At 68.4% G+C, this 25,688-nt stretch carries 30 protein-coding genes; 8 read left to right on the forward strand and 22 right to left on the reverse strand.

Features of this window, described 5'->3' with window-relative positions; all coding sequences use genetic code 11:
- Positions 1-108 precede the first annotated feature (108 nt).
- The 7 genes from rpsL to ABSY19_RS12635 form a co-directional block, all read right to left on the reverse strand.
- Complete coding sequence (rpsL, locus tag ABSY19_RS12605; RefSeq protein ID WP_068169701.1) at positions 109-486, reverse strand: 30S ribosomal protein S12; 378 nt, start codon at positions 484-486, stop codon at positions 109-111.
- 133 nt (positions 487-619) lie between these two features.
- Positions 620-1,747 (reverse strand): D-alanyl-D-alanine carboxypeptidase family protein, encoded by a 1,128-nt coding sequence (locus ABSY19_RS12610; protein ID WP_382163782.1) that lies wholly within the window; start codon positions 1,745-1,747, stop codon positions 620-622.
- Between the two features lie 94 nt (positions 1,748-1,841).
- Entirely contained in the window at positions 1,842-2,465 is a 624-nt protein-coding gene (locus ABSY19_RS12615; protein WP_382163153.1) for an alpha/beta hydrolase, read from the reverse strand.
- Between the two features lie 6 nt (positions 2,466-2,471).
- Complete coding sequence (locus tag ABSY19_RS12620; RefSeq protein ID WP_382163155.1) at positions 2,472-2,810, reverse strand: ferredoxin; 339 nt, start codon at positions 2,808-2,810, stop codon at positions 2,472-2,474.
- Positions 2,807-3,928: a VanZ family protein gene (locus ABSY19_RS12625; RefSeq protein WP_382163156.1), complete on the reverse strand. Its 1,122-nt coding sequence runs from the start codon at positions 3,926-3,928 to the stop codon at positions 2,807-2,809. Before ABSY19_RS12625 ends, ABSY19_RS12620 begins: the two co-directional genes overlap by 4 nt.
- A 4-nt stretch (positions 3,929-3,932) precedes the next feature.
- On the reverse strand, positions 3,933-4,361 hold the full coding sequence (locus ABSY19_RS12630; protein WP_382163157.1) for a CopD family protein: 429 nt from the start codon (positions 4,359-4,361) through the stop codon (positions 3,933-3,935).
- A 267-nt stretch (positions 4,362-4,628) separates the two neighbouring features.
- Positions 4,629-5,753 (reverse strand): hypothetical protein, encoded by a 1,125-nt coding sequence (locus ABSY19_RS12635; RefSeq protein WP_382163159.1) that lies wholly within the window; start codon positions 5,751-5,753, stop codon positions 4,629-4,631.
- Between the two features lie 246 nt (positions 5,754-5,999).
- Between ABSY19_RS12635 and hemB the strand changes: the two genes are divergently transcribed.
- Together hemB and ABSY19_RS12645 are read left to right on the forward strand one after the other, a co-directional pair.
- Positions 6,000-7,001 (forward strand): porphobilinogen synthase, encoded by a 1,002-nt coding sequence (hemB, locus tag ABSY19_RS12640; protein ID WP_382163161.1) that lies wholly within the window; start codon positions 6,000-6,002, stop codon positions 6,999-7,001.
- A 20-nt stretch (positions 7,002-7,021) separates the two neighbouring features.
- Positions 7,022-8,131, forward strand: a complete 1,110-nt coding sequence (locus tag ABSY19_RS12645; protein WP_382163163.1) for a magnesium transporter CorA family protein — start codon at positions 7,022-7,024, stop codon at positions 8,129-8,131.
- A 3-nt stretch (positions 8,132-8,134) separates the two neighbouring features.
- Here ABSY19_RS12645 and ABSY19_RS12650 read toward each other — a convergent pair whose 3' ends face one another.
- From ABSY19_RS12650 to ABSY19_RS12665, 4 genes are read right to left on the reverse strand one after another with little or no spacing between them, the layout of a single operon-like run.
- Entirely contained in the window at positions 8,135-8,785 is a 651-nt protein-coding gene (locus ABSY19_RS12650; protein WP_382163165.1) for a glutathione S-transferase family protein, read from the reverse strand.
- Between the two features lie 5 nt (positions 8,786-8,790).
- Complete coding sequence (locus tag ABSY19_RS12655; RefSeq protein WP_382163166.1) at positions 8,791-9,696, reverse strand: amidohydrolase; 906 nt, start codon at positions 9,694-9,696, stop codon at positions 8,791-8,793.
- A 4-nt stretch (positions 9,697-9,700) separates the two neighbouring features.
- A complete protein-coding gene (locus tag ABSY19_RS12660; RefSeq protein ID WP_382163168.1) occupies positions 9,701-10,384 on the reverse strand; it encodes a dienelactone hydrolase family protein in 684 nt (227 codons plus the stop codon).
- Between the two features lie 30 nt (positions 10,385-10,414).
- Complete coding sequence (locus ABSY19_RS12665; protein ID WP_382163170.1) at positions 10,415-11,014, reverse strand: 2-hydroxychromene-2-carboxylate isomerase; 600 nt, start codon at positions 11,012-11,014, stop codon at positions 10,415-10,417.
- 96 nt (positions 11,015-11,110) lie between these two features.
- Between ABSY19_RS12665 and ABSY19_RS12670 the strand changes: the two genes are divergently transcribed.
- The 3 genes from ABSY19_RS12670 (at position 11,111) to ABSY19_RS12680 (ending at position 13,094) form a co-directional block, all read left to right on the forward strand.
- Entirely contained in the window at positions 11,111-11,860 is a 750-nt protein-coding gene (locus ABSY19_RS12670) for an SDR family oxidoreductase (protein WP_382163784.1), read from the forward strand.
- 1 nt (position 11,861) lies between these two features.
- Positions 11,862-12,347: a MaoC family dehydratase gene (locus tag ABSY19_RS12675; protein ID WP_382163172.1), complete on the forward strand. Its 486-nt coding sequence runs from the start codon at positions 11,862-11,864 to the stop codon at positions 12,345-12,347.
- Between the two features lie 126 nt (positions 12,348-12,473).
- On the forward strand, positions 12,474-13,094 hold the full coding sequence (locus tag ABSY19_RS12680) for a MarC family protein (RefSeq protein WP_382163174.1): 621 nt from the start codon (positions 12,474-12,476) through the stop codon (positions 13,092-13,094).
- On the opposite strand, the gene ABSY19_RS12685 is transcribed toward ABSY19_RS12680, so the two are convergent.
- From ABSY19_RS12685 to hpaR, 10 genes are all read right to left on the reverse strand, one after another.
- Positions 13,083-14,090, reverse strand: a complete 1,008-nt coding sequence (locus ABSY19_RS12685) for a 2-dehydropantoate 2-reductase (protein WP_382163176.1) — start codon at positions 14,088-14,090, stop codon at positions 13,083-13,085. The genes ABSY19_RS12680 and ABSY19_RS12685 overlap by 12 nt on opposite strands.
- 4 nt (positions 14,091-14,094) lie before the next feature.
- Positions 14,095-14,889 carry a class II aldolase/adducin family protein gene (locus ABSY19_RS12690; RefSeq protein WP_382163178.1) on the reverse strand — a complete coding sequence of 265 codons (795 nt, stop codon included), beginning with the start codon at positions 14,887-14,889 and terminating at the stop codon, positions 14,095-14,097.
- 12 nt (positions 14,890-14,901) lie between these two features.
- Complete coding sequence (locus ABSY19_RS12695; RefSeq protein ID WP_382163180.1) at positions 14,902-15,720, reverse strand: aldolase/citrate lyase family protein; 819 nt, start codon at positions 15,718-15,720, stop codon at positions 14,902-14,904.
- A 17-nt stretch (positions 15,721-15,737) separates the two neighbouring features.
- A complete protein-coding gene (gene hpaH / locus ABSY19_RS12700) occupies positions 15,738-16,565 on the reverse strand; it encodes a 2-oxo-hept-4-ene-1,7-dioate hydratase (protein ID WP_382163182.1) in 828 nt (275 codons plus the stop codon).
- A gap of 4 nt (positions 16,566-16,569) precedes the next feature.
- Entirely contained in the window at positions 16,570-17,016 is a 447-nt protein-coding gene (locus ABSY19_RS12705; RefSeq protein ID WP_382163184.1) for a 5-carboxymethyl-2-hydroxymuconate isomerase, read from the reverse strand.
- A gap of 11 nt (positions 17,017-17,027) precedes the next feature.
- The gene (hpaD, locus tag ABSY19_RS12710) at positions 17,028-17,951 is read right to left on the reverse strand and encodes a 3,4-dihydroxyphenylacetate 2,3-dioxygenase (protein ID WP_382163186.1); all 924 of its coding nucleotides are present in this window, start codon (positions 17,949-17,951) and stop codon (positions 17,028-17,030) included.
- Positions 17,952-18,170: 219 nt separating this feature from the next.
- Positions 18,171-19,646 carry a 5-carboxymethyl-2-hydroxymuconate semialdehyde dehydrogenase gene (gene hpaE, locus ABSY19_RS12715; RefSeq protein WP_382163188.1) on the reverse strand — a complete coding sequence of 492 codons (1,476 nt, stop codon included), beginning with the start codon at positions 19,644-19,646 and terminating at the stop codon, positions 18,171-18,173.
- 8 nt (positions 19,647-19,654) lie between these two features.
- Positions 19,655-20,428: a fumarylacetoacetate hydrolase family protein gene (locus tag ABSY19_RS12720; protein ID WP_382163190.1), complete on the reverse strand. Its 774-nt coding sequence runs from the start codon at positions 20,426-20,428 to the stop codon at positions 19,655-19,657.
- Positions 20,425-21,075 (reverse strand): fumarylacetoacetate hydrolase family protein, encoded by a 651-nt coding sequence (locus ABSY19_RS12725; RefSeq protein ID WP_382163192.1) that lies wholly within the window; start codon positions 21,073-21,075, stop codon positions 20,425-20,427. Before ABSY19_RS12725 ends, ABSY19_RS12720 begins: the two co-directional genes overlap by 4 nt.
- A complete protein-coding gene (hpaR, locus tag ABSY19_RS12730; protein WP_382163194.1) occupies positions 21,072-21,563 on the reverse strand; it encodes a homoprotocatechuate degradation operon regulator HpaR in 492 nt (163 codons plus the stop codon). Before hpaR ends, ABSY19_RS12725 begins: the two co-directional genes overlap by 4 nt.
- A gap of 78 nt (positions 21,564-21,641) precedes the next feature.
- Here hpaR and ABSY19_RS12735 point away from each other — a divergent pair, with 78 nt between their 5' ends.
- The gene (locus ABSY19_RS12735) at positions 21,642-22,703 is read left to right on the forward strand and encodes an NAD(P)H-dependent flavin oxidoreductase (protein ID WP_382163195.1); all 1,062 of its coding nucleotides are present in this window, start codon (positions 21,642-21,644) and stop codon (positions 22,701-22,703) included.
- Here ABSY19_RS12735 and ABSY19_RS12740 read toward each other — a convergent pair.
- On the reverse strand, positions 22,678-23,757 hold the full coding sequence (locus tag ABSY19_RS12740) for a hypothetical protein (RefSeq protein WP_382163197.1): 1,080 nt from the start codon (positions 23,755-23,757) through the stop codon (positions 22,678-22,680). The genes ABSY19_RS12735 and ABSY19_RS12740 overlap by 26 nt on opposite strands.
- A 29-nt stretch (positions 23,758-23,786) precedes the next feature.
- Here ABSY19_RS12740 and radA point away from each other — a divergent pair, with 29 nt between their 5' ends.
- Entirely contained in the window at positions 23,787-25,163 is a 1,377-nt protein-coding gene (radA, locus tag ABSY19_RS12745; RefSeq protein WP_382163199.1) for a DNA repair protein RadA, read from the forward strand.
- A 60-nt stretch (positions 25,164-25,223) separates the two neighbouring features.
- The gene (locus ABSY19_RS12750) at positions 25,224-25,658 is read left to right on the forward strand and encodes a glycerate kinase (protein WP_382163201.1); all 435 of its coding nucleotides are present in this window, start codon (positions 25,224-25,226) and stop codon (positions 25,656-25,658) included.
- Positions 25,659-25,688 lie beyond the last annotated feature (30 nt).

Below are 25,688 nucleotides of genomic sequence, written 5' to 3' on the forward strand. Positions count from 1 at the left end.
GTCATGCAAAAACTCTCACTTACTCGACCCGCACGGACCATTCCGTGTTGTGGGCCACTGCGCTTGAACCACCTGCCAGGCGGAACAAACACCGGAAATTTCGAACGATCAGGCCTTCTTGGGGCGCTTGGCACCGTACTTGGAGCGCGACTGCTTGCGGTCTTTCACGCCTTGCAGATCGAGCGAACCGCGCACGATGTGGTAACGCACACCGGGCAAGTCCTTGACACGACCGCCACGGACCAGCACGACGCTGTGTTCCTGGAGGTTGTGGCCTTCACCGCCGATGTAGGAGATCACCTCAAAACCGTTGGTCAGGCGCACCTTGGCAACCTTGCGCAGAGCGGAGTTGGGCTTCTTGGGGGTCGTGGTGTACACACGGGTGCACACACCGCGACGCTGCGGAGAGTTTTCCATGGCCGGGCTCTTGGATTTGGTCTTTTCGACCTCCCGGCCGTGGCGCACGAGTTGATTGATGGTTGGCATTAAAACGTCCCTAAACGTTTGAAAAAAGCGAAAACGAAAACTCCTCGGAAGATTCCGAAAAGCCCTCTACTGTAGCACGTGGCCGATTTTCTGACAACGCGAGCCCCTCAGAAGGGCCGTGAAGCTCGAAGCGTCACTGGATCCAGAGGCGGATCGCGTCCCAGGCGCGGCCGAAGATGCCGCTTTCCTCGACCGTCTCGAGCACGGTCAACGGGATTTCGGCCACCGTGGCGCCACCGGCGGTGGTCACGCGCAGTGTGCCGACGGACTGACCCTTCATCAGGGGCGCCACCAGCGGATCGGGCCGCACCACCTCGGACTTGAGCTTGGCGCCCTCGCCCGCGGGCACCGACACGACCACACCTTCGGCCCGGCCCAGGCGGACCTGATCGGCCTTGCCCTTCCAGATGCGGGGCGTCGCCACCGGCTGACCAACGGGAATCAGGCGCACGGCGTCGAACGCGGTGTAGCCCCAGTTGAGCAGCTTCTGGCTTTCGGCGGCACGGGCGTTTTCGCTGGATGCACCCAGCAGCACGCTGATCAGGCGCCGCTGCCCTTGGGCACCCTCACCCAGGCCTGGCACCTGCCGGCGCGCGGTGGCGACCAGGCAATAGCCGGCCGCGTTGGTGTGCCCGGTTTTCAGGCCGTCCACGCTCGGGTCGCGAAACAGCAGCAGGTTGCGATTGGTGTCGTTGGCCGCGGGCGTGCCCGGGTAGCGGTAGCGCTGGATGGCGTAGTACGGCACGTACTGGGGGAAGTCGGCCATCAGGCGCGTGGCCAGCGTAGCCAAGTCGCGCGCGGTGGTGGTGTGACCGGCTTCGGTGAGGCCTTCCACGTTGCGGTAGGTGGTGGACGCCATGCCCAGGGCCTTGGCCTGTTCGTTCATGAGCTGCACGAAGCGCTCGACCGACCCGGCCACGCCCTCGGCGAGCGCCACCGTCGCGTCGTTGCCTGACTGCACGATCATGCCCTTGATCAGATCCTCCACCGGCACCTGCATCTTGGGGTCGATGAACATGCGCGATCCGGGCATCTTCCAGGCGCGCTCGCTCACGCCAAAGGTCTGGGTGAGGCTGATCTTGCCGGCCTTGAGCGCGTCAAACACCAGGTAGGCGGTCATGAGCTTGGTCAGCGACGCGGGCTCGACCGCCTGGTCCGGGTCCTTGGCGGCGAGCACCTGGCCGGAGGTCGCGTCCAGCAGCAGGTAGGCGCGCGCGGCCACCTCGGGCGGGGCGGGCATCTGCGCCAGCGCGGGCACCATCACACCGAGGGACAGGCACAACAGAAAACGGGAAAAGAGACGACGCAACAAAATCCGGTCCTTCAAAGGGGAAAACAAGAGAACCCGCGAGCGGTCAGGCCCGCAGGTGACGCAGCACCAGATCCCGCAACAACGGGAGCTGGCCGTGGAAGAAATGGCCGCCACCGGGCACCACCAGCACCGGCAGCGATTGGGGGCGGGCCCAGTCCATGACGGACGACAAGGGCACCGTGTCGTCCTGCTCGCCATGAACGACCAGCGTTCGGGCATGAAGTTCCGCCGCCACCGGCGCCACCTCGAAACGGCTGGCCGCGGTGCCGATCAGCACCAGGTGCTGGATGTCCCGCGAGTCGTGCAGCCGGGCGGCGGCATGGCTGGTCACGAAGGAGCCGAACGAAAAGCCGGCCAGGCACAGCGGGCCGCTTGGCGCCTGCGCCTCGATCACCGCCATCAGATCGTCGAGCTCGCCGCGCCCTTCGTCGTAGACACCCTCGCTCTGGCCGACTCCGCGAAAGTTGAAGCGCACCGAGGTCCAGCCGGCTTGCACGCAGGCCCGCGCCAGGGTTTGGACCACCTTGTTGGTCAGCGTGCCACCGTGCAAGGGATGGGGGTGGGCAATCACGGCGGTGCCTCGCGCCGCTTCCGTGGGGCGGTCGATCGCCAGCTCCAGCTGGCCCGCGGGGCCAATGATCGACAGAAACTCGGTTTGTGCGTTCATCGCGCCTCAACGCCCCACGTCCGGTGGCGTCAGCAGGCGTTGCACCACCACACCGTCGCGCAGGTGCGATTGCACGATTTCATCGATGTCGTGCTCATCCACGTAGCTGTACCAGACCGCCTCCGGGTACACGACGGCGATCGGGCCACCGGCACAGCGGTCCAGGCATCCTGCCTTGTTGACGCGCACCTTGCCCGCGCCCGACAGGCCCAGCGCCTTGGCCTGCGACTTGCAGCGATCGAATGCGGCCTGCGCCCGGTGCTGGGCGCACGAGGCTTCGCCACCTTCTCGCTGATTGAGGCAGAAGAAGATGTGCCGCTCGTAGTAGGACTTGTTTTCGCTCATGGCGGAATTTTAGTGGTCCGCTCCGAGGCCAGCGGTGCACGCGCGACCACGCGCAGGCCGAAGATCAGGGCGGCAAAGGGCCACAGCCAGCCCAGCCACTGCGAAATTCCGTGGAAACGGATGAAGCGCCCCTGCTCCCAGACTTCCAGCGACTGCGCGAAGTAGGGGCTGTCGGGCGCGAGGTTGAGGAGCGTCAGCGACACCGCCAGGGTCAGCAGCATCACCACGTTGCACAACCGGCGCGGGAGGCCCAGCATCGCCAGGCCCAGCAGCACCGCCATGACCAGACCCATGGTGGCCTGCGGACTGACCCACGCCCAGGCATGGGATGGCCCATAGGTGAGGGCGGCCGACAGGCCCGCCGCGCCCCCCGCGGCCAGAAAGAACGTCAGCAGGAAGAAGACCCGGCGCAGCACCGATCGCATTTCGGCAAACCCCATCAACAAAGGCGACAGCAAGCACAGCGAAATGCAGAAGGCCTCGGCCAGCGGGCTGAGCGGGTCGGGAGCTTCCAAACGCACGGGCACCCAGGTCAGGAAAGGGGTGTCCTCCAGCAAGAGCACCAGGCCAGCCTCCAGCCGATCCCAGACCTGGCCCAGACCAAACGGCACCGACAGCGGGTAGAGCAGCGCAAACGGCCAGAGCGCCAGCAGCACCAGGCTGCCGTGGGCCGAGGGCTCGAACCAGTTGGCGCGAAACTGGCTCCAGTGGCGCAGCACCCCCAGGCGCTCCAACCCCCAGGCACAGGCCGCGCCGAGGGCCGCGCCAGCGCTGTTGAGCACGAAGTCGACATTGGACGGCACCCGCATAGGCAGGTAATTCTGCAGAGTCTCCACCGCCAGGGACAACAAAGCCGACACCCCGAACGCCAACCACCAGGACCACCGCCCCCAGCCCGATCGCAGCATCGCCAGGCTCAACAAAAAACCCAGGGGGGCGTAGCCCAGCAGGTTGGAGGCCACGTCGAAACCGGTCCAATACTGCGGCAGCGGCGCCCACAGGAAGGCCAACGGCGACACGCCCTGCACGCGCCATCCCGTGAAGGGGTACAGGCTGGCGTACACCACCACGCCGGCAAACAACAGTGCCAGCGGCCAGGCGGAGGAGCGGGTTTTCAAAGCGTCAGAAGGGCTTGACCACCACCAGCACCACCACGGCCACCAGCAGGATCACAGGCACTTCGTTGAACCAGCGGTACCAGACGTGGCTGCGCCGCTGGGTACCTTCCACGAACCGGCGCAACAGCAGGCCGCAGGCATGGTGATAGCCCAGGATGAGGACAACCGCGGCAAGCTTGGCGTGCATCCAGCCGTTGCCCGCCCCCCGGCCAATGCCGTAGCCCAGCCAGAGCCACAGCCCGAGGGCCAGGGCCGGCACCGCCAGAATGGTGGTGAAACGCATCAGCTTGCGCGCCATCAGAAGCAGGCGCTCACGCTCCGCGACGCTCTCGGGAGGCACCATCGCCAGGTTCACGAAGATGCGCGGAAGGTAGAACAAGCCGGCAAACCAGCTGGCCACGAAAACGATGTGGAAGGACTTGACCCAGAGCATCCGGGCAGTGTAGCCCCGGGGCTTCAGGGAACGGGCCGAGGCGGGCAAATCGCCAGAATTGACAGGGCAAAAAAAACCCGGCCTTTCGGGCCGGGTCAGGAAGCCTTTTTGCTGTCACACACTAAGGCACCCGCTCAGGGAGGAAAAGCGGGGAGCCGACCTTTCGGCAAGCTCGACAGAAATATTACACCAAGAAGGGGCGGAAACCAAGAGGACCTGTCAGTTCTGACATTGTTCTGTTCGATTTTTTGTTGTAGGCGGAACAGGTCACATCATTTTGGCGAGTTCAAACATCACCGCCGTGCCCAGGGCTTCGCGGATGTTACCCCGCCCCACCTTGGCCATGGAGAACTCGCCAAAGCCCGACATGTCGAACGAGCTGTCGTCCGGCGAGATCTCGACGAAGGGGAACTCCAACACTTCGCGCAGCAGTTCGCGGCGGAACTGATCGAAGCCTTCTTCCTTGATCCCGGCATCCACGACGATGAGGTTGGGCATGCGGGAGAGGATCGCCTCGCGCGCCTGCCGGAAGTCGACCACGCTGTCCGAACCGATGCCGATCTCGCGCAAGGCGTCGCGCACATCGGCGCGGATCTGCAACGTGGGCGAGATGGTCAGCACATACACGCCGGACAGCGATTTGAACATCGAGGAATGGTCGTCCGAGAGGTCCACGGCCGAGATGCCGTCCACCGCCTGCACCGTGCGGCTGAACAGGGCGGTGAAGTTCACGCCATCGTCGGTGACCTGGCGTTCGATTTCGATGCCGCCGGCCGCGAGCGCGATCTGGCGCACCAGCAGCCAGCTCAGGCTGTCCGTCGACGCGTGGCTCGACGGGGGTGCGCCGTCGTTGGAGACGCGCAACTGCAACCGGGCGTGCCGCGGCCAGGCATTGGTGTCCATGCGAACGTCCATGCGACTGCCGAACGGCAGCCCCCAGTCGAGCACGGCGTTGACGAAGGTGTGGGCCACGGTCGGGTCCACCAGCACCTCGACCGGCTTGAGCTTGCGCCGCATCTCGATGCCCAGCACGGCAAATTCCTTCTTGCGCTCCTGCAGCACGCCTTCCACCAGGTCGGCCATGCCCACCTTTTCATGCGATTGCCGGATGCGCCCGCCATAGAAGCGGTGGATCTGCTGCGCGCTGACGCCGGACTGCTTGATGCGCTCGGCCGGGATGCTCAGCGCCCGGTGCTCCTGCCGGCTGATGGTGCCCTTGCTCAGCAGGAGATCGATGGTGTTCTGCAGTGCGCTCACCCCTTCCGTGACCTGATCGGCCAAGCCGGACAACAGGGTCGGCCAATGCTCGTCCAGCGACCACGACTCGGGCTCACTGGCGCTGGGCTTGGTGTTGGCAAAGCTGTGCGAAGAGGGCTTTTTGGTGGTCAACATGGGCGGACTGGTGGTGCGCAGGGTCTCCCGCGGATCAGTAACAAGATGTGTTGACTGAAGAATAGCGGCTGACGCGCCGGATGGTGGCCACTCGGAGACCAGTATTTTCTTCTTACCGTGGAGTTCACCACACCTGCGGCGCATTTTCGGGCGCCCAGCCCCCTGTCAACTTTCCCAGTTCAGCCGGGCAAGCCGCGTCGCGGCGACCTTCACACGGCGAAAAGGGGCGTTTGCCACAATACGTGCATGCACGCCCCCGCCCCCTACCCTCACAGCCGCCCCCGTCGCCTGCGCCGGGATGCCTTTTCCCGCGACCTGGTGCGTGAGCACCGCCTCAGCCCGGCCGACCTGATCTACCCGGTGTTCGTGCTGGATGGCCAGAACCGGCGCGAAGCCGTGGCCTCGATGCCGGGCGTGGAGCGCCTGAGCCTGGACCTGCTGTTGCCGGTGGCCGAGGACTGCGTGGCGCTGGGCATCCCCGCCATGGCGCTGTTCCCGGTGATCGACCAGTCGCTCAAGACGCCGGACGGCCAGGAGGCCCTGAATCCGGACGGGCTGGTGCCGCGCGTGGTGCGCGAGCTGAAGAAGCGCTTCCCGCAGCTCGGTGTGATGACCGATGTGGCGCTGGACCCCTACACCAGCCACGGACAGGACGGCGTGCTCGACGAGCACAACTACATCCTGAACGACCCCACGGTGGAGATCCTGGTGAAACAGGCCCTGACGCAGGCGCAGGCGGGCGTGGACATGGTTGCCCCCAGCGACATGATGGACGGGCGCATCGGCGCCATCCGCACCGCTCTCGAAGGCAACGGCCTGGTGCACACGCGCATCATGGCCTACAGCGCCAAGTACGCCAGCGCCTTCTATGGCCCGTTTCGCGACGCGGTCGGCTCGGCCACCAACCTGGGCAAGGCCGACAAGAAGGTCTACCAGATGGACCCGGGCAACTCCAACGAAGCCCTGCGCGAGGTCGCGCTGGACCTGACCGAAGGCGCCGACATGGTGATGGTCAAACCCGGCATGCCCTACCTGGACATCGTGCGCCGGGTCAAGGACGAGTTCGGCGTGCCGACCTTCGCCTACCAGGTCAGCGGCGAGTACGCCATGCTCAAGGCCGCCGCCCTCAACGGCTGGCTGGACCACGACGCGGTGATGATGGAAAGCCTGCTGGCCTTCAAGCGCGCGGGCGCCGACGGCGTGCTCACCTACTTCGCGCGCGACGCGGCGCGCCTGCTGCGCGGCTGACACCAGGCACCCACCCCACCATGCGCATCTTCCACGTCCTGCCCGGCTCGGTGAACGAATCCGGCGCCCTGCCCATGGTGTTGCCGGAGAAAGGCTACATCTGGATCGCCTGCGGGCGGCGCGAGTTCGAGCTGGAACAGGGCGCGGTGCAGTCCACCCTGCAGGTGCTGTGCGGCATGACCCTGGTGGACCTGCACATCGCCGACCTGCTCAACAACCAGCTGCCCTCGCACTACGACTACACCTCGCAGTACGACATCCTGGTGTTCCGCCGGCTGGCGGCCGGCCACAGCGAGACCGACCTCGCCCACCCCGGCGAGGTGCTCACCCAGTCCGTCAAACGCGGCGGCCCGCCCGTGCTGCGGCGCATCGACACCAGCCCGGTCGGCTTCGCGGTGTTCGACCGCGTGCTGCTCACGGTGCACCCCGTCGGCTGCCAGGCGCTGGAACAGTACGCCACGCGGCTGCTCTCGGCCGCCACCGCCGCTTCGCGCGCGGCCGGCGTGCACCTGCCGCCCAGCCCGGCCGACCTGATGCTGCGCATCGTCAACCAGATGGTCGACGGCTACCTCGCGCTGCGCCGCGAGCTCACGCGCCAGCTCGACCACTGGCAGACCGAACTGCTGATGCCCAAGGCGCGCTTCAGCAACTGGGGCTCGCTGCTGGACGCGCGCATCTCGCTGCACCAGCTCGACGAGATCTGCGAGGACCAGCGTTCCGCCATCCAGGACTGGAACGAGAACCTCGCCACCTGGGAGCCGACCGACGCGATCGGCGGGCAACGCGGGCTGGAGCTGCTCAAGGTGCGTTCGCGCGATGTGCTCGAGCACATCGAGCGCGTGGTGCACCACGTGCGCCGGCTGGAGCAGAACGCGGAAACCGCGGTGCAGATGCACTTCTCGGCGCAGAGCAACCGCACCAACGACATCATGCGCACGCTCACCGCGCTGACCGCCATCTTCCTGCCGCTGAACCTGATCGCGGGCATCTTCGGCATGAACTTCCAGTTCATCCCGCTGCTGCACCAGCAGACCGGCTTCTGGTGGGCCATCGGTTCCATGGCCTTCACGGCGGCGGTGCTGGGCGTGGTGTTCTGGCGCAAGCGCTACCTGGCGCGCACCGCGCGCTGAGCTCTACACGTAGGGTTCGACCAGGCCTTCGTTGGCCAGCACCCGCTGCACCGACGGCCTTGCCAGCATGCGCTGCAGGTACGGACCCAGGTGCTGGCGGTCCCGCGCCGGCGCGCCGGGGAAGTTGCGCGTCCAGCGGCACAGCGTGAATACGTAGGCATCGAGCAGCGTGAACTGCTCGCCCATGAACCACGGGCCGCCACGGCGTTCGATTTCGGCATCCGGCTGGTTGAGCAGCGGCCCCACGCGGGCCTGGGCGTTGCGCTGCACTTCCGCGGCGACCTCGGTGTGCCCGGTGTCGGCCCAGCGCTCGGGGTAGAAGTAGACGATGAGCGTGGCCTGCAGCGTGTTGGTCAACCACATGAGCCACTTGTAGGCATGGGCACGGTCGCGCGTGTCCATGGGTGGCATCAACGCGGCTTTGGGGTGCGTGTCGCTCAGGTGCAGGCAGATCGCGGCCGTTTCATACAGCACCAGATCACCGTCGACCAGCACCGGGATCAGGCCGTTCGGGTTGAGCGCGAGGTAGGCCGGCGTCTTGTGCCCACCGTTCTGTTTGTCGACCAGCACGCGCTCGTAGGGCACACCGATTTCTTCGAGCAGGATGTGCGGCACCATGGCGGCGCTGCTGGGGGCGAAGTGCAGTTGGATCATGGGATTCAAGGGGCGGGTGGGGGCACGCCAAAGAGCTTCGCGCCGTTGTCCCAGGCGATGCGCCGCGCGACGTCGGCCGGCAGGCCGCCCAGCCAGGTGCGGTAGCCCTTCATGAGCTCGTCGTAGTACAACCAGCGCTGGTTGATCCAGGTGTCCGAGCCGATCAGGAAACGGTCCGGGTACTTGAGCAGCAGCGCACGCCATTCGGGGCAGAGCTGGCCGTCGGCGCAGGTCAGACCGGGGCGGTACGACAGCTCGCCCACCAGGCGCGGGTAACGCGCGAAGAGTTCGTCCACGCGCGCCACCGGCGTGCCACCGATGCCGGTGTGGGCCCAGATCAACAGCGACCTGCGTCCCTTGGAAGGCGTGTTGGCCATCAGCAGGTCGATCGCCGCATCGTCCACGTGCGCGAGGATGGCAAGGTCCTTCTCTTCGGCCAGGGCCATGAGCTGTTTGGCCACCGGACCATTGGCGTTGGCGCTGTCGTACAGGTGGAATTCGCCCAGGCCGCGGTAGGGCCCGGCGGGCGTGCCGCGCTGGAGTTCGGTGTTGACCATCTCGACGATGGTGGGGTCGCGGAACCAGTTGTTGTAGTCGGCGCGATCGCGGTACAGGCGCACGAAGGGCACGACCGCGACACCGGCCTTGCGCGTCTGCTCACGCGCACTGGCCAGCGCCTTGGTGCCGTCGTTGGGCCGCGAGTTGGCGACGATGGCACGCACCCCGTTGCGCTGCATGCGGTCGAGCACATCGGCCATGGGGTGCGGGCAGCCCGGGGCCGGTGTGTCGTGCGTGCAGGCTTCGTTGTTGTAGTGCAGGTGCGCGTCAAACAGTGGGCCGCTGTAGTCGGCGGCCGCCGCGCCCGCGCAGGCCCCGATCAGCAGCCCCAGCGATGCCGCGGCGCGCCACACGGTTTCAGCCCAGGTGTTGCGCGAAGAAAGCCAGCGTGCGCTCGCGCGCCAGCTTGGCCGCTGCCTCGTTGTACGAGCCACGCTGGTCGCAGTTGAAGCCATGGTTGGCGTCGTACACGTGCACCGTCACGCCGGGCTGGGCCTTCTTGAAGGCCTCCACCGTGTCGAGCGGAATCCAATGGTCCTGCGCGCCGAAATGCACCATCACCGGCACCGTGGGCCGGCGCTCGAGCTCCGCACCCACCGTCATGCCGCCACCGTAGTACGGCGCGGCGGCGGACAGTCCCTGCAGCGCGCTGGCCGAACGCCAGGTGAGCAGGCCGCCCCAGCAGTAGCCGAGGATGCCGACCTTGCCGGCCTGCGCCGCGTGCTGGATCGCGGCCTGGATGTCGGGCATCACGCCCGGCGCCGGCAGGCCTTCCACGGCGGCCTTGAGCTCCATGCCGGCCTTCATGTCGGCCTCGGTGTAGCCGAGTTCCACACCGGGCTTGGCGCGGTGGAAGGTGTGCGGCGCGACCACGAAGTACCCATCGGCCGCGTAGCCGTCGGCCACCGATCGGATGTGCGAGTTCAAGCCGAAGATTTCCTGCAGCAGCACCAGGCCGCCCTTGGCCTTGCCGCTGGGCCGGGCCACGTAGGCCGGGCATTTGAAGCCGTCGGCGGAGGTGAGTTCGATCGTCTGACCCATGGTGTTTCTCCTGTTGTCGGGTTGAAAAAGTCAGGCGCGCAGCCGGCGCGCCACGAAGTCGAGGCGGTCCTGGCCCCAGAACAGTTCACCGTCGATGACGTAGCTGGGCGCGCCGAACACGCTGAGGTCGATGGCGGCCTGCGTGTGCCCGTCGTAGCGCGCCTGCACCTCGGGCTGCCGGGACTGCGCCAGCCGCGCGGCATCCAGACCGGTCTCGGCCAGCAGGGCCGCCAGCGTGGCGTCGTCGGCAATGTCGCGCTGCTGCGCCCAGACGGCGGCCAGCACCGCGCCGGTCAGGCGCATCGCGGCCTCGTCGCCGTCGTGCTGGGCCACGGCAGTGATCAGCCGCGCGGCGGGATCGCCCGCCACGGGAAAGAAGCGGGGCTCGGGGTGGAGCGGGATGTCCAGCGCCTCGCTGAAGCGGCGCAACTCGAGCAGGCGGTAGGCCTGGCGCTGCGGCGCGCGCTTCTGCAGGGGCAGCCCGCCGGACAGCGGGAAGATCTTGCCCAGGTCCATGGGCCGCACGCGCACGGGCGTGCCGGTCTCGCGCAGCAAGGCCGCAAAACGCGCGTGGCCCAGGTAGGCCCAGGGACTTTGCGGGACGAAGTAATAGTCGACTGTGCGACGCATGTCGGTCTCCTGTCACTGTTGTAATGGCAAGCTCGGTGGCGAGCCCGTGTTGTACGCGATGCCACCACATTCTGCAGGAGACGGGTTATGGCTGAGATGACAGGCCGGGCGCTGCTGGTCACCGGGGGCGGGCGCGGCATCGGCGCGGCCACCGCCCGGCTGGCCGCGCGGCAGGGCTGGGCGGTGGCGGTGAACTACACCGCGAACTCGCTCGCGGCCGACGAGGTGGTGCGCGCGATCCGCGCCGAGGGCGGCACGGCCATGAGCGTGCAGGCCGATGTGGCGGACGAAGAGCAGGTGCTCTCAATGTTCGCGAAGATCGACGCCAAGCTCGGCCGCCTGCACGGCCTGGTGAACAACGCGGGCGTGGTCGACGTGACGGCCCGCGTGGACGAGATGAGCGTGGCGCGCTGGCGCCGCATGTTCGACATCAACGTGATCGGCTCGATGCTGTGCGCGCGCGAGGCGGTGCGCCGCATGAGCACGAAACACGGCGGCGAAGGCGGCTCTATCGTGAACCTCTCCAGCGCGGCCTCGCGCCTGGGCTCGGCCGGCCAGTACGTGGACTACGCGGCGGCCAAGGGCGCGATCGACGCCTTCACCATCGGCCTGGCGCGGGAAGTCGGCGGCGAGGGCGTGCGCGTGAACGCGGTGCGGCCGGGCCTGATCGAGACCGAGATCCACGCCTCGGGCGGCCTGCCCGACCGGGTGCGCGACCTCAAGCACCAGGTGCCCATGCAGCGCGGTGGCCGGGCCGACGAGGTGGCGCAGGCCATCGTCTGGCTGCTGTCCGACGCGGCGAGCTACACCACCATGACCCTGATGGACGTCTCCGGAGGACGCTGACATGACCACGACACACACGAACACATCGCACATCAAGTACTGGTGGGAAGACCTGCAGGTCGGCGAGACGCGCGACCTGGGCACCATCACGCCGACCGAAGAGGAGACGGTGGCCTTCGCGCGCCAGTTCGACCCGCAGCCCTTCCACCTCGACGCCGAGGCCGCCAAGGCCTCGGTGTTCGGCGCGCTCAGCGCCAGCGGCTGGCACACCTGCGCCATGGCGATGCGGCTGATGGTGACCAACTTCCTCAACGAAAGCTCCAGCCTGGGCTCGCCCGGCCTGGAGAGCGTGAAGTGGCTCAAGCCGGTGTTCCCGGGCGACACGCTGCGGTTGCAGCACACGATCCAGGAAAAACGCCCCATGAGCAAGCGCCTGGACGTGGGCCTGGTGCGCACCACCTGGGAGATGTTCAACCAGCACGGCGACAAGGTCCTCTACATGGAGGGCTACGGCATGTTCCGGCGCCGCGAGCCGGGCAAGGCGTAGGCCTCGCCCTTTCCGGTGCGAGGCACCTGATCCAGCGCTCGCAAGGATCCGGCTCCGCCGGTCCGAGCGTGCGCTCCCTTGAGCGGGCCGCGCACAGCGCGGCGGGGGTGGGCCACAATCCAGCTCATGGATTTCAAGCCGCTCATCACCCTGCTGGCGATCGTCAACCCGCTGGCGATCGTGCCCTTCTTCATCCATTACACGCAGGGCTTCTCGCGCCAGCAGCGACAGCGCACGGTGATGATCTCGGCCTTCAGCGCCTTCGCGGTGATCGCCACCTGCGCCGTCATCGGCCTGCAGATCCTGGAGTTCTTCAGCATCTCGCTGGCGAGCTTCCAGGTCGGCGGCGGCATGCTCCTGCTGACCTCGGCGCTGTCCATGCTCAACGCGCGGCCGGCGGAGGCCAAGGCCACCGACCAGGAACTGAGCGACACCTCGGCGCGCACCTCCATCGCGGTGGTGCCGCTGACGATCCCGCTGCTCACCGGGCCGGCCACCATGTCCACCGTGGTGATCTACGCCGACCAGGCCAAGACCTTCTTCCAGCACGCCGCGCTGGTGGGTTACGGTGTGGTGATCGCCCTGGCCACGGCCATCTGCTTCACCTTGGCCGAGCCGATCGCGCGCTTCCTGGGCCAGACCGGCATCAACGTGATGACGCGGCTGATGGGCCTGATCCTGGCCGCGCTGTCGGTCGAGGTGATGGCGACCGGCCTGGTGAAGCTGTTTCCGGCCCTACTGGGCTGACGGATACAGCCCCAGCGTCTGCGCCTGCAGGCGCGAGAGGCCCAGCAGCGCGTCGGTGAACGGCGTGGGCACGCCGGTGAGCTGGCCGAGTTCGCGCACCACGGTCACCAGGGCGTCGAGTTCCACCGGCTTGTGCGCCTGCACGTCCTGCAGCATCGAGGTCTTGAACGCGCCGAGCTTGAGCGTGACCGCGTGGCGGTCTTCGGGCTGCTGGTCGATCGGGATGCCGATGCGCGCCCCGATGTCCTTGGCCTCGAGCATGACGCGGCTGATGAAGTCGCGCACCAGTGGGTCACCCAGGATGCGGTCGGTGGTGGCGCCGGTGAGCGCGCTCACGGGGTTCACCGTCATGTTGCCCCAGAGCTTGTACCAGACGTCTTTCTGGATCTGCGGCGACACCGTGGCGTTGAGCCCGGCGCGCCGCAGCAGCTCGGCCAGGGCCGCCACCCGCTCGCTGGACTCGCCCGATGGTTCGCCGAGGATGAGGCCGTTGCCGAAGTGGTGACGGATCACGCCGGGCGCGTCCACCGAGCAGCTCGCGTGCACCACGCCGCCGATGACGTGGCGCGCCGGGATGCAACGCTCGATCTCCCCCTCGGGGTCCACCGTTTTCAGGCGCGTGCCGGCGCGCTCGCCGCCAAAGCCGTTGAAGAACCACCAGGGCACGCCGTTCATGGCGGTGAGCACCACGGTGTGGCGGCCGATCAGCGGCGCGATGCCGCGCGCGAGGTCGGGCAGCGAAGGGGCCTTCACGGCCACGATCACGAGGTCCTGCACGCCCAGGGTCACGGCGCTGGCGGCGGCCTGCACCGGCGCGCCCTGCAGCTGGCCGTCCTGGTGCAGCTGCAGGCCATCGCGCTGCAGGGCCGCGAGCGTCTCGCCGCGCGCCAGCGCGCTCACGATGCAACCGGTGTGCGAGAGCCGCACGCCGAGCCAGCCGCCGATGGCGCCCGCGCCGACGATGGCCACGCGCTGAAAGTCAGGGGAAGAGGTCAAGGGCTCACTCCAGGTAGCTGCGGTCCAGGCGGTTCACCTGCCGGACCAGCGCGTCGAACACGTCACGGCCGGCGCCGTGGTGGGGGCTGAACTGCAGCGCGTCGCGCGTGCATTTTTCGGCAATGGCCTCGGGCACCGGCAGGGCCGCCTGCGCACCGCCCATCGAGAACGTGGCCATCTGGATTTCGCAGGCGCGCTGCAGCGTCCAGAGGATGGCGAAGGTCTGCGGCAGGGTGGCGCCCCAGGCCAGCAAGCCGTGGTTGCGCAGGATCACGGCCGGGCGGTCGCCAATGCTTTTGAGCAGGCGCGGCGCTTCGTCGGCGTGGATGGTGATGCCTTCGAAGGTGTGGTACGCCACCATGCCGTGCAACTGCGCGGTGTAGAAGTTGGTCTGCTGCAGGCCGTCCTTCAGGCAGGCCACGGCCACGCCAGCCGTGGTGTGGGTGTGCATCACGCAGTGCGCACCGGGCAGGCCGTCGTGGATGGCGGCATGCACCGTGAAGCCGGCCGGGTTGACCGGGTGCGGCGAGCCGTCGAGCACCTCGCCCTGCAGGTTGATCTTCACCAGGTTGCGCGCCGTGACCTCCGAGTAGTGCAGGCCGAACGGATTGATGAGGAACTGTTTGTCGTCACCGCAGACGCTGGCGGGCAGGCGCAACGTGATGTGGTTGTAGATCATCTCGGTCCAGCCCAGCATGGCGAAGACGCGGTAGGAGGCGGCGAGCTCGACGCGCGCGGCCCATTCGTCCGGGTGCATGCCGGCGGGTGTGGCGGTGGTGGTGGGCAGGGCGGCGTTCATGGCGGCGATCTCCTAGTACACACTGCCCTTGGCCTGGGCAGGCACGGCGGGCGCATCGGTCTTGAAACGCGCGGCCAGGGCGCTGGTCTGGCGCGCGAGGATCTGGGTGTCCAGCCCCACGGCCACGAACACCGCGCCCAGGGCGAGGTAGTGGCGCGCCTGGGCCTCGTCGGTGGTCAGGATGCCGGGTGCCTTGCCGGCGCGCAGGATGCGCGCGATGGCGTCCTCGATCGCGGCCTGCACCTCGGGGTGGCCCGGGTCGCCCACGTAGCCGAGCGAGGCGGAGAGGTCGGCCGGGCCGATGAAGACGCCGTCCACCCCGGGCGTGGCCGCGATGGCGTCGAGCTGCTGCAGGGCCTCGCGCGTCTCCGCCTGCACCAGCAGGCAGACCTGGGCGTTGGCCTCCTTCGCGTAGTTCGGGTAACGGCCCCAGCGCGAGGCCCGGGCGCCGGCCATGCCGCGAACGCCGCCCTGGCCGTCGTTCTGCGGGTAGCGGCAGGCGCGCACCAGCTGGGCCGCCTGCTCGGGCGTGTCCACCATGGGCACCAGCAGGGTCTGCAGGCCGACGTCGAGGTACTGCTTGATGATCGCCGCATCGCCCACGGGCACGCGCGCGATGGCGTGCGAGCCCGGGTAGGCGGCGATGGCCTGGGCCTGCGACAGCAAGTCCTGCAGGCCGTTGGGCGAATGCTCGCCGTCGATCAGCAGCCAGTCGAAGCCGGCACCGGCGCAGATTTCCGCGCTGTAGGGGTTGGCCAGGCCGAGCCAGAAGCCGATTTGCGCGCGGCGCTCGGCGAGCGCCTGTTTGAAGGGGTTGACGGGGGTTTGCATGGGGTGGGGAGAGAAATTCAGACGAACTGGAAACGAAGGCTGCCGAGCGGGCCGTAGTCGGCCTCGAACAGGTCGCCCTGGCGGGCCGCGACCGGCCGCGTGAACGAGCCGGCCAGCACGATCTGACCGGGCTGAAGCGATTCGCCCCAGGGCGCGAGCTTGTGCGCGAGCCACGCGATGCCAACCGCCGGGTGGCCCTGCACGCCCGCGGCCAGCCCGGTTTCTTCCACCACGCCGTTCTGCCGCAGGATGGCGCCGCACCAGGGCAGGTCGAGGGTGAAGGGGTCGGCGCGGTAACGCAGGTCGCCCTCGCCGATCACGATGCCGGCGTTGGCCGCGTTGTCGCTGATGGTGTCGAACACCTTGCGCATCACCTTGGTGTGGCGGTCGAACTGCTCGATGCGCGCATCGATGATCTCGATGGCGGGCGTCACGTACTCGGTGGCCGCGAGCACGTCTTCCACCGTCACGTCCTTGCCCTGCAGGGGCGACTTGAGCACGAAGGCGAGCTCCACCTCCACGCGCGGCGCGATGAAGCGCGACGTCGGGATCTGCAGCACCTCGCCCGCCGAGGCGGTGAAGCGCATGCTGTCGAGCAGGGTGCCGTAGTCGGGCTCGTCGATCTGGCTGGAGATCTGCATGGCGCGGCTGGTGAGGCCGATCTTGTGGCCGATCACCTGCTTGCCAGCGGCCACCTGCAGGCCCACCCAGGCCCGGCCGACGCGGTAGCCGTCGTCGACCGTCATGCCCGGGAAGCGTTTGGAGAAGTGCTCCAGCGGCACGCGGCTGCGTTCCGAAGCGTCGAGCTCGGCCGCGAGCCGCTGGATGAGGGTGTCGTCGAGCATGGGGTCAGCTCCGGTTGAACAGCGGGTGCAGGGAACTGGTCTTGGCGTCGAACACCTCGTGGCCCTCGTCCACCTGCACGGTGATGCCGATGGCGCGCGTGGCGAGCTGCACGGCGAAGTGCGCCTTCACCACGGCCTGCAGCGCCTCGCCCACGCGCTGGTGGGTGACGGCGCTGCGGCCCTGGGCCATGCGCACGTTCATGTAGACGAAGGCGTAGTCGCCCCCCAGGCCGGCGGCGATGCCGGCCGCGCCGCCGTCCGAGATGGCGCTGTGCGCCGCCGGGTAGGCCAGCACGCGCGTGCCACCGGTGGGGAAGACCTGCTTGTCGGCCTCGTCGCGCACCGCGAGCATGGCGTCGCACAGCTCGCGGCAGAGCGCGCCCATGTCGGTGCCGCCTTCGCTGGCGGGCTTGTCGAGGTTGGGGGTGTAGAGGATGACGAGGTGCGGCATGGGTGGCGTTCTCAGAGTCGGGAGACGGCCTGGTAGCCCTTGGCCGACGAGGCCTGTGCGGCGGGGATGGCCGCGCCGGTCTGCGGCGTGACGGGGAAGACGGCGTTGATCTGGCCGGTGCCGGAGGCGCCGAAGTACGGGGTGATGACCTCGGCCTGGCCGTCGTAGTCGCTCCAGCCGAGGGCGCCGAGCATCATGGCGGTGTCGTGCATGAAGCCTTCGCCGTGGCCCTTGGCGGCGTACTCGGGCAGCATCTCGCAGAAGGCTTTCCACTCGCCCTGCTCCCACATCTCGACGACGCGGCGGTCGAGCGTTTCGAGGAAGGGGGTCCAGATCTTGAAGGCGAAGTCGGGCGCGAGGCCGTTCTGCGCGAAGCGGTGGCTGAGGGAGCCGCTGGCGAAGAAGGCGACGGTGCCGTCGTAGTGGTCTTCGACGGCCTTGCGCATGGCCCAGCCGAGGCGCGCGCTGTCGTTGAGGTAGTGCGACTGGCACAGCGCCGAGACCGAGACGGCCTTGAAGTGCTGGTCGGCGTTCATGTAGCGCATGGGCACGAGGGTGCCGTATTCGGGGCCGAGGGTGGTGGCGTCGTGGGCCAGGGTTTCGACGCCGTGTTGGTTGCACACCTTGGCGAGCAGCTGGCCGAGTTCGGGGTTGCCCGGGATCTCGAACGGCATGTTGCTGATGAAGTGGGGCAGCTCGTTGCTGGTGTAGGTGCCCTGGAAGCGGGGGGCGCAGTTGAGGTGGTAGCTGGCGTTGACGAGCCAGTGGGTGTCGAAGACGACGATGGTGTCGACACCGAGTTCGCGGCAGCGGCGGCTGATTTCCACGTGGCCGTCGATGGCGTCCTGCCTCGTGCCCTTTCTCGGGCCGTCGAGTTCGCTCAGGTACATCGACGGGACGTGGGTGATCTTTGCGACGAGTGCTAGTTTGCCCATGTGGCCTTTCCCTTGGTGATGGTGTAGTTCGCTCCGTGGGTTGGCCGCGGCGGCTGCCCGGCTCCGCGGGTGTCCCCCGCCCAAACCGCTTCAGATCGGATGGGCAGGGCGTTCTGCGCAGCGGGGTAAAGGAGGAGACGGCACCAGCCGTCGGGGGACACCCGCGGAGCAGAGCGCCCTGCCCATCCGATCTTGCCCACCCGTTGACGCGAAAGCATTTCAGACGCCCCAGTGGGGAATGTGATGAGACCCGAGGGACACAGCGACGTTCTTGGGCTCCAGGAACACCTCATAACTCCAGGTACCCCCCTCACGCCCCGTGCCGCTCGCCTTGGTGCCGCCAAACGGCTGGCGCAGATCCCGCACGTTCTGCGAATTGACGAAACACATGCCCGCCTCCACGGCCGCCGCCACCCGGTGCGCACGCCCCAGGTTCTCCGTCCACACATAGCTCGAAAGACCGTACTGGATGTCGTTCGCCAGCTCGATCGCATGCGCCTCGTCGCGGAACGGGATCAGGCAGGCCACCGGGCCGAAGATTTCCTCCTGCGCGATGCGCATGCGGTTGTCCACGTCCGCGAACACCGTCGGCCACACGTAGTTGCCCTTGGCCACGCGCGAGGACAGCTCCGGCGCGTACGACGGCCGGTCCAAGCCGCCGCACAACATCGTGGCACCCTCCTTCGGGCCCAGCTCGATGTAGCTGCGCACCTTGGCCAGATGCGCCTGGCTGATCATCGGGCCGACGATGGTCTTCTCGTCCAGCGGATCGCCCACCGTGATGCGCTTGGCGCGCTCCACGAACTTCGCCACGAAGTCGGCGTAAATGCTCTGCTGCACCAGGATGCGGCTGCCCGCCGTGCAGCGCTCGCCGTTGTTGCTGAAGATCATGAACACCGCCGCGTCCAGCGCGCGGTCCAGGTCCGCGTCGTCGAAGATCACGAACGGGCTCTTGCCACCCAGCTCCATGCTGAACTTCTTCAAGCCCGCGCTCTGCACGATGCGGTTGCCCGTGGCCGTGGAGCCGGTGAAGGAGATCGCGCGCACATCCGGGTGCGCGCACAGCGGCTCGCCCGCGTCCTTGCCGTAACCGTGCACCACGTTGAGCACACCCGCCGGAATGCCGGCCTCCAGCGCCAGCTCGCCCAGGCGCGCGGCCGTCAGGGGCGACAGCTCGCTCATCTTCAGCACCGCCGTGTTGCCGAACGCCAGGCAGGGCGCGACCTTCCAGGTCGAGGTCATGAAGGGCACGTTCCACGGGCTGATGAGCGCGCACACGCCCACCGGGTGGAACAGCGTGTAGTTCAGGTGCGTGGGCGTGGGGTAGGTGTGGCCATCCACCCGCGCGCACATCTCGGCGAAGTAGTGGAAGTTGTCGGCCGAGCGCGGCACCAGCTGCTTGCCGGTCTGCGCGATCACCTGGCCACAGTCGTTGGTTTCGGTCTGCGCGATCTCGGGCACGTTCGCCGCGATCAGCTCGCCCAGCTTGCGCATGAGCTTCGCGCGCTCGGTGGCCGGCAGGCCGGCCCATTTCGGGAACGCGTCCTTCGCGGCCTGCACGGCGGCGTTGATTTCCGCCGCGCCGCCCGCGCTGACCTCGGCCAGCACGTCCTGCGTGGCGGGGTTGAGGGTCTCGAAGCTCGCGGCGCTGGCCACGGCCTTGCCGTTGATGAGGTGCTGGATCGTCGTCGTCATGCTGCGGCTCAGGGGTGTTGGGTGATGGTGTTGACGAGGTCGCCGATGCCTTCGATGGACGTGACGATCACGTCGCCGGGCCGGCAGTCGACCACGCCGTCGGGCGTGCCGGTGAGGATCAGGTCGCCGGGTTGCAGCGTCATGAAGGCGCTGAAGTACTCGATCAGCGTCGGCACGTCGAAGATCATGTCGCGCGTGCTGCCCTGCTGCGTCACCTCGCCGTTGACGGTGGTGCGCAGCGCGAGGTTCATCGGATCGGGCACGTCGGCCGCGTCCACCAGCCAGGGGCCGATGGGCGTGCAGGTGTCGCGGTTCTTGGCGCGCAGGTTGGGCCGGTACCAGTTCTCCAGCACGTCGCGGATGACGTAGTCGTTCGCCACCGTGTAGCCGCCCACGAAGTCCAGGGCGTCGGCCTTCTTCACGCGCTTGGCGGTGCGCCCGATCACCACCGCGAGCTCGCACTCGTAGTGCATGAAATCCACGCCGGGCGGGCGCCGCGTGAAGCCGCGGTGGCCGGTGAGCGAGGCCTCGCCCTTGACGAAGGCCAGCGGTTCCTCGGGCGCCTTGAAGGCCAGTTCCTTCGCGTGGTCGGCGTAGTTCAGGCCGAGCGCGAGCACGGTGCGCGGGCGCTGCGGCGGCAGGGGCTGCAACGGTGGCAGCCAGACCACGTCGTCAAAGGCCACGCGGCGGCCTTTCAGGGCCGGTGTGAGCAGTTCGAGCTGGCCGTCGGACTCGATGGCGTCGTGGACCGCGCCGGCCCAGGCGATGCGGGCGCGCTTCATGCGGCCACCTCCTGTGTGAAGCTGTGCAAGGTGGGCGCGAAGCCCGGGGCGGTGATCTCCACCGTGTCGCCGGGGTGCACCAGCGGGCGCGTGCCGTCGGCCAGGCAGTCGGTGCCCAGCATCAGCACGTCGCCCGGCCGCAAGGTCATGAACTCGCTCACATCGGCCAGCAAGGTGGCGGCGTCGCGCAGCAGTTCGGCCAGGACCGTGGTCTGGCGGTGCACGCCGTTGATGTGCAGTTCGATCTGCAGATCGACCAGCCCGGCCACGCCTCCGAGCTGTGCGATGGGCACGCACTCGGCGCCCACGCCGAGGAAGCCGTCGACGCAGCGCGCCTTGACCGGCGGGCGGTAGTAGCTCTCGTGCGCGATGGCCACGTCGTTGAACAACACCGCGCCGAGCACGCCGTCCTCGCCCACCACCAGGCCGAGCGAGGCCGCCACCTGCACCGCCGCACCGGCGGGCAGCGCGATGGCCTGGCTGTGGGGCGTGAAGGTGTTGGCGGTCTTGATGTAGAGCACCGGCGCCTTGGGCGGTGCCTTGTAGGGCGCCTCGTGCATGCGCGGCGCCCACAGCGCGTGTTCGCGCTGGAAGTTGAGCAGGGTGCCGTAGACCGTGCCGGCCGGCATCCAGGGAATCGGGTTCATGCGGCGTCGTCCTCCAGGCCATCGGCCTCTTCGGTGTTCAGGGGTTGTTCGAGCGCGATCACCTCGTCGAGCAGGGCGTAGAGCTGCGCCAGCCGGGCCTTGCCCAGGCGCTGCTCCATCCAGGCGTAGTGCGCCTCGATGGTGCTGGAGAGGCCCTTCACCAGCTTGAGCCCCGCCGGCGTGGCGCGCACCACGGTGCGCCGCGCGTCCTGCGGGCAGCGGCTGCGCGCGATCAGACCGTCGCGCTCCATGCGGGTCAGCACGCCGGTGAGGCTGGGGCCGAGCAGAAAGGCCTCGCGCGCCACGCGCCCGGTCTCCACCCCGCCAGGCAGCTGCGCGTGTTCGCCCAGCACGCGCAGCACGCGCCACTGCTGGTCGGACAGGCCGTACTCGCGCAGGCTGGGCCGGGTGTGCAGCATCACGGCCTCGCGCGCTTCGAGCAACAGGCGCGGCAGGTTGCGGTGGATGAAAGGGGTGGCGTCGTCCATTTATTTAATATATTAAATGATTATTCTGGAAACAAATCAAGGGTTTACCCGGAACGGCGGCGCGGTGAGAATGCGCGCATGAACGCACTCACTGCCCTGCTCGGTACGGAATACCCCTTGATCCAGGCGCCGATGGCGGGCGTGCAGGGCGCGGCCCTGGCGGTGACGGCGAGTAACGCGGGCGCGCTGGGCTCCCTGCCCTGCGCCATGCTTTCGCCCGAGGCGATGGACCGCGAGCTGACGGCACTGGCCGCCGGCACCCAGCGGCCATTCAACGTCAACTTCTTCTGCCACGCGCCGCCCGAGGCCGACGAAGCGCGCGAAGCGGCGTGGCGCGCCTGGCTGGGCACCTACTACCGCGAAGCGGGGCTGGACATCGATGCCGTGCCGACCGGGCCGGGCCGCGTGCCATTCAACCGCGCGGCAGCCGACATCCTCGAACGCTTCCGGCCCAAGGTGGTGAGCTTCCATTTCGGCCTGCCCGACCTGGACCTGCTGGACCGCGTGAAGGGCTGGGGCAGCGTGGTGCTGTCCTCGGCCACCACGGTGGAAGAGGCGCGCTGGCTGGAGGCCTTCGGCGTGGACGCCATCATTGCCCAGGGCGTCGAGGCCGGCGGCCACCGGGGCATGTTCCTCACGGACGACCTCACGACGCAGGCCGGCACTTTCGCGCTGCTGCCGCAGATCGTGGCGGCCGTGGGCGTGCCGGTGATCGCGGCCGGCGGCATTGCCGATGCGGCGGGCGTGGCCGCGGCCATGGCGCTGGGCGCCTCGGGCGCGCAGGTGGGCACGGCTTTTCTGTGCTGCCCCGAAGCCACCACCAGCGCTCTGCACCGCGCGGCGCTGCAGAGCGAGGCGGCGCACCACACCGCCCTCACCCACCTGTTCACCGGTCGCCCGGCGCGCGGCATCGTCAACCGCGTGATGCGTGAGCTCGGCCCCATGAACCCGGTCGCGCCGGCGTTCCCGCTGGCCACGGCGGCCATGGCGCCGCTGCGCGCGCATTGGGAGGCCAAGGGCAGCGGCGACTTCTCACCGCTGTGGTCGGGTCAGAACGCAAGTGGCTGCCGGGATGTGCCCGCGGCGGAGCTCGTGCAGGAACTGATTCAGGGGTTCACGCCAGATCGCGCTGCGCGTTGAGCCAGCGCTTGAGCCGCGAGGGATCGCCCGCCTGCTCGAGGTCGCGCGCCAGCTGAGCCAAGGCGCCTTCCAGCGCGCGCGTCTCATCGATCCGGCTCTGCAACAAGGTGTTGGCGTTGGTTGACACGCCCTCTGGCAGATCGAACTCGTCGGCCAGCGCGCTCTGCCGCGCGGCGCGCTCACGCTCCAGCGCCGCTACCTGGGCCTTGAGCAAGAGGGTGAGCGAGGCCAGGCGCTCGTCGGACAGCTGCTGCCCGGCAGCGGGGTCGGCGAGTTCGGCGCGGGCCTGGATCTGCAGCAGCGCGACCAGGTCGCGTTTTTCATAGGCGGCGTTGGCTTCGCTCATCAGGGCCGTCTTGCGCAGCCGCGCCTGCGGGTCGGTCTCGCGGTCGGGGTGCAGGGCGCTGGCGAGCTGGCGGAACAGGCGGCGCAGCAAAGTGTCGGCATCGTGCTGCCCGGTCTGGCGCGCCGCGGCGCCAGGCTTCTTGCGTTCGCGCCGGGCTTGCGCGGCCTCGCGGCGTTGCTGCTGCGCATCCGCCTGCGAACGCCGCAGGCGCTCCATGCCGGCGCGCAGCAGTTGTTCGGCGCTGAGGTTCTGGCCCTCGTCGTCCAGTGGTTCGCCGAGCACCGCCTCCAGGCGCTGGCGCAGCGCATCCGCCGAGTCCTGTTGGAGTTGCGCCAGGGTGCGTGGGCCGTGGCGGTCGTGCAGTTCGCGCATCGCGGCGTCCCCCGCTTCGGCCAGGGGGCGCACCAGGCGGCACAGCAGCGCGCGCGCGGTGTCGGCCTGCACGCGGCTCAGCAGCTTGCCTTGCAGGTGACCGTCCAGCGCCAGGGCCAGCGCGCGCTGGTCCTGGGCCAGCTGCCGGCGCAGTGGGTCGACCGCGCGGTGGCGTTCCTGGCGGTGCTGCTGCGCGAGCGCGTCCATCTCGGCCAGCTGGCGCTTGAGTTTGTCGACGCGGGTGAGCTGCAGGTTGTAGGCGCGCGCGGCGGCCGACAGCGCTTGCGCGCCAGGCGGCAGCACTTGCAGGGCGGCGGCGGGAACAGGTGAGGACATGAGGGTGTCGACTATATTTGCCCGGCACCATGGCCAAAGACAAAACCCAATACATCTGCAACGAATGCGGCGGCACCAGCCCCAAGTGGCTGGGCAAATGCCCGCATTGCAACGCCTGGAACACCCTGGTCGAATCGGTCGCGGAATCGACCGCCCCGGCCAAGAACCGCTTCGCCTCGCTGGCGAAGACGGCCGAGGTCACCACCCTGGCCGACATCGAGGCCACCGACGTGCAGCGCACGCCCACCGGCCACGACGAGCTGGACCGCGTGCTGGGCGGCGGCATCGTGGAAGGTGGCGTGGTGCTGATCGGCGGCGACCCGGGCATCGGCAAGTCCACGCTGCTGCTGCAGGCGCTGGACTCGCTGCAGCGCGCCGGCCTGAAGACGCTCTACGTGACCGGCGAGGAAAGCGGCGCCCAGGTGGCCCTGCGTTCGCGCCGGCTCGGGCTGGACGGCTCGCAGGTCAGCGTGCTGGCGGAGATCCAGCTCGAGAAGATCCTGGCCACGCTGGACGCGACACGGCCCGCCATCGCGGTGATCGACTCGATCCAGACCGTGTACTCCGAGCAGCTCACCTCGGCCCCGGGCTCGGTGGCGCAGGTGCGCGAGTGCGCGGCCCACCTCACGCGCGCGGCCAAGGCCAGCGGCACGGCCATCGTGCTGGTCGGCCACGTGACCAAGGAAGGCGCCCTGGCCGGCCCGCGCGTGCTCGAGCACATGGTGGACACGGTGCTGTATTTCGAAGGCGACACCCACAGCAGCTTCCGCCTGATCCGCGCGATCAAGAACCGCTTCGGTGCGGTGAACGAGATCGGCGTGTTCGCGATGACGGAAAAAGGCCTCAAGGGTGTGAGCAACCCGAGCGCGATCTTTCTCTCGCAGCATTCCGAGCCGGTGCCCGGCAGCTGCGTGATGGTGACGCTGGAGGGCACGCGGCCCATGCTGGTGGAGATCCAGGCGCTGGTGGACAGCGGCGGCCCCAGCCCCCGGCGCCTGTCGGTCGGCCTGGACCGCGACCGCCTGGCCATGCTGCTGGCGGTGCTGCACCGCCACGCGGGTGTGGCCTGCATGGACCAGGACGTGTTCGTCAACGCGGTGGGCGGCGTGCGCATCAGCGAACCGGCGGCCGACCTGGCGGTGATGCTGTCCATCACCTCCAGCCTGCGCGGCAAACCGCTGCCCAAGGGCTTCCTGGCCTTCGGCGAGGTGGGCCTGGCGGGCGAGGTGCGCCCCGCGCCACGCGGCCAGGACCGACTCAAGGAAGCCGCCAAGCTGGGTTTCAGCGTGGCCGTGGTGCCCAAGGCCAACCTGCCGCGCAAGAACGACAAGGCCTTCGAGGGCCTCACGGTGCACGGCGTGGACCGGATCGAGGAAGCCATGGAACTGGCGCGCAGCCTGGCCTGAGCCGGGCCATCCGTGCTTGCCGCAAACGGCCCGCCCCGGCCAGCAACGACAATCCCTTTTATGCGATTCCAGAAACTGCTTTACCTCGCGGCCGGCCTGGGCCTGCTGTACCTGTCCCACCGCACCTACGGCTGGCCCGGGGTGGCCGCTGTCGGCGGCGGCCTGACCATGTGGCTGCTGCTGCACTTCACCCGCCTCATGACCGTGCTCAAGCGCGCGTCCGACCGCCCCATCGGCTACGTGGACAGCGCCGTGATGCTCAACGCCAAGCTCAAGCCCGGCGTCACCCTGATGCACGTGATGGCCATGACCCGCTCGCTGGGCGAGCGGTTGTCCGAAGAAAGTGTGCAACCCGAGGTCTACCGCTGGCGCGACAACGGCGACTCGACCGTGACGGCGGAATTCCTCAACGGCAAGCTGCAGGGCTGGAAGCTGCACCGACCCGCCACGGATGAGGCCCCGGCGGCACCGGAGGGTGGCAGCCCGACACCGTAAAATCATGGGTTTGGCAGCCGGACTGCCCCA

It is taken from the genome of Hydrogenophaga sp. ANAO-22 (genome assembly GCF_042466645.1).
Lineage (GTDB): Bacteria > Pseudomonadota > Gammaproteobacteria > Burkholderiales > Burkholderiaceae_C > Hydrogenophaga.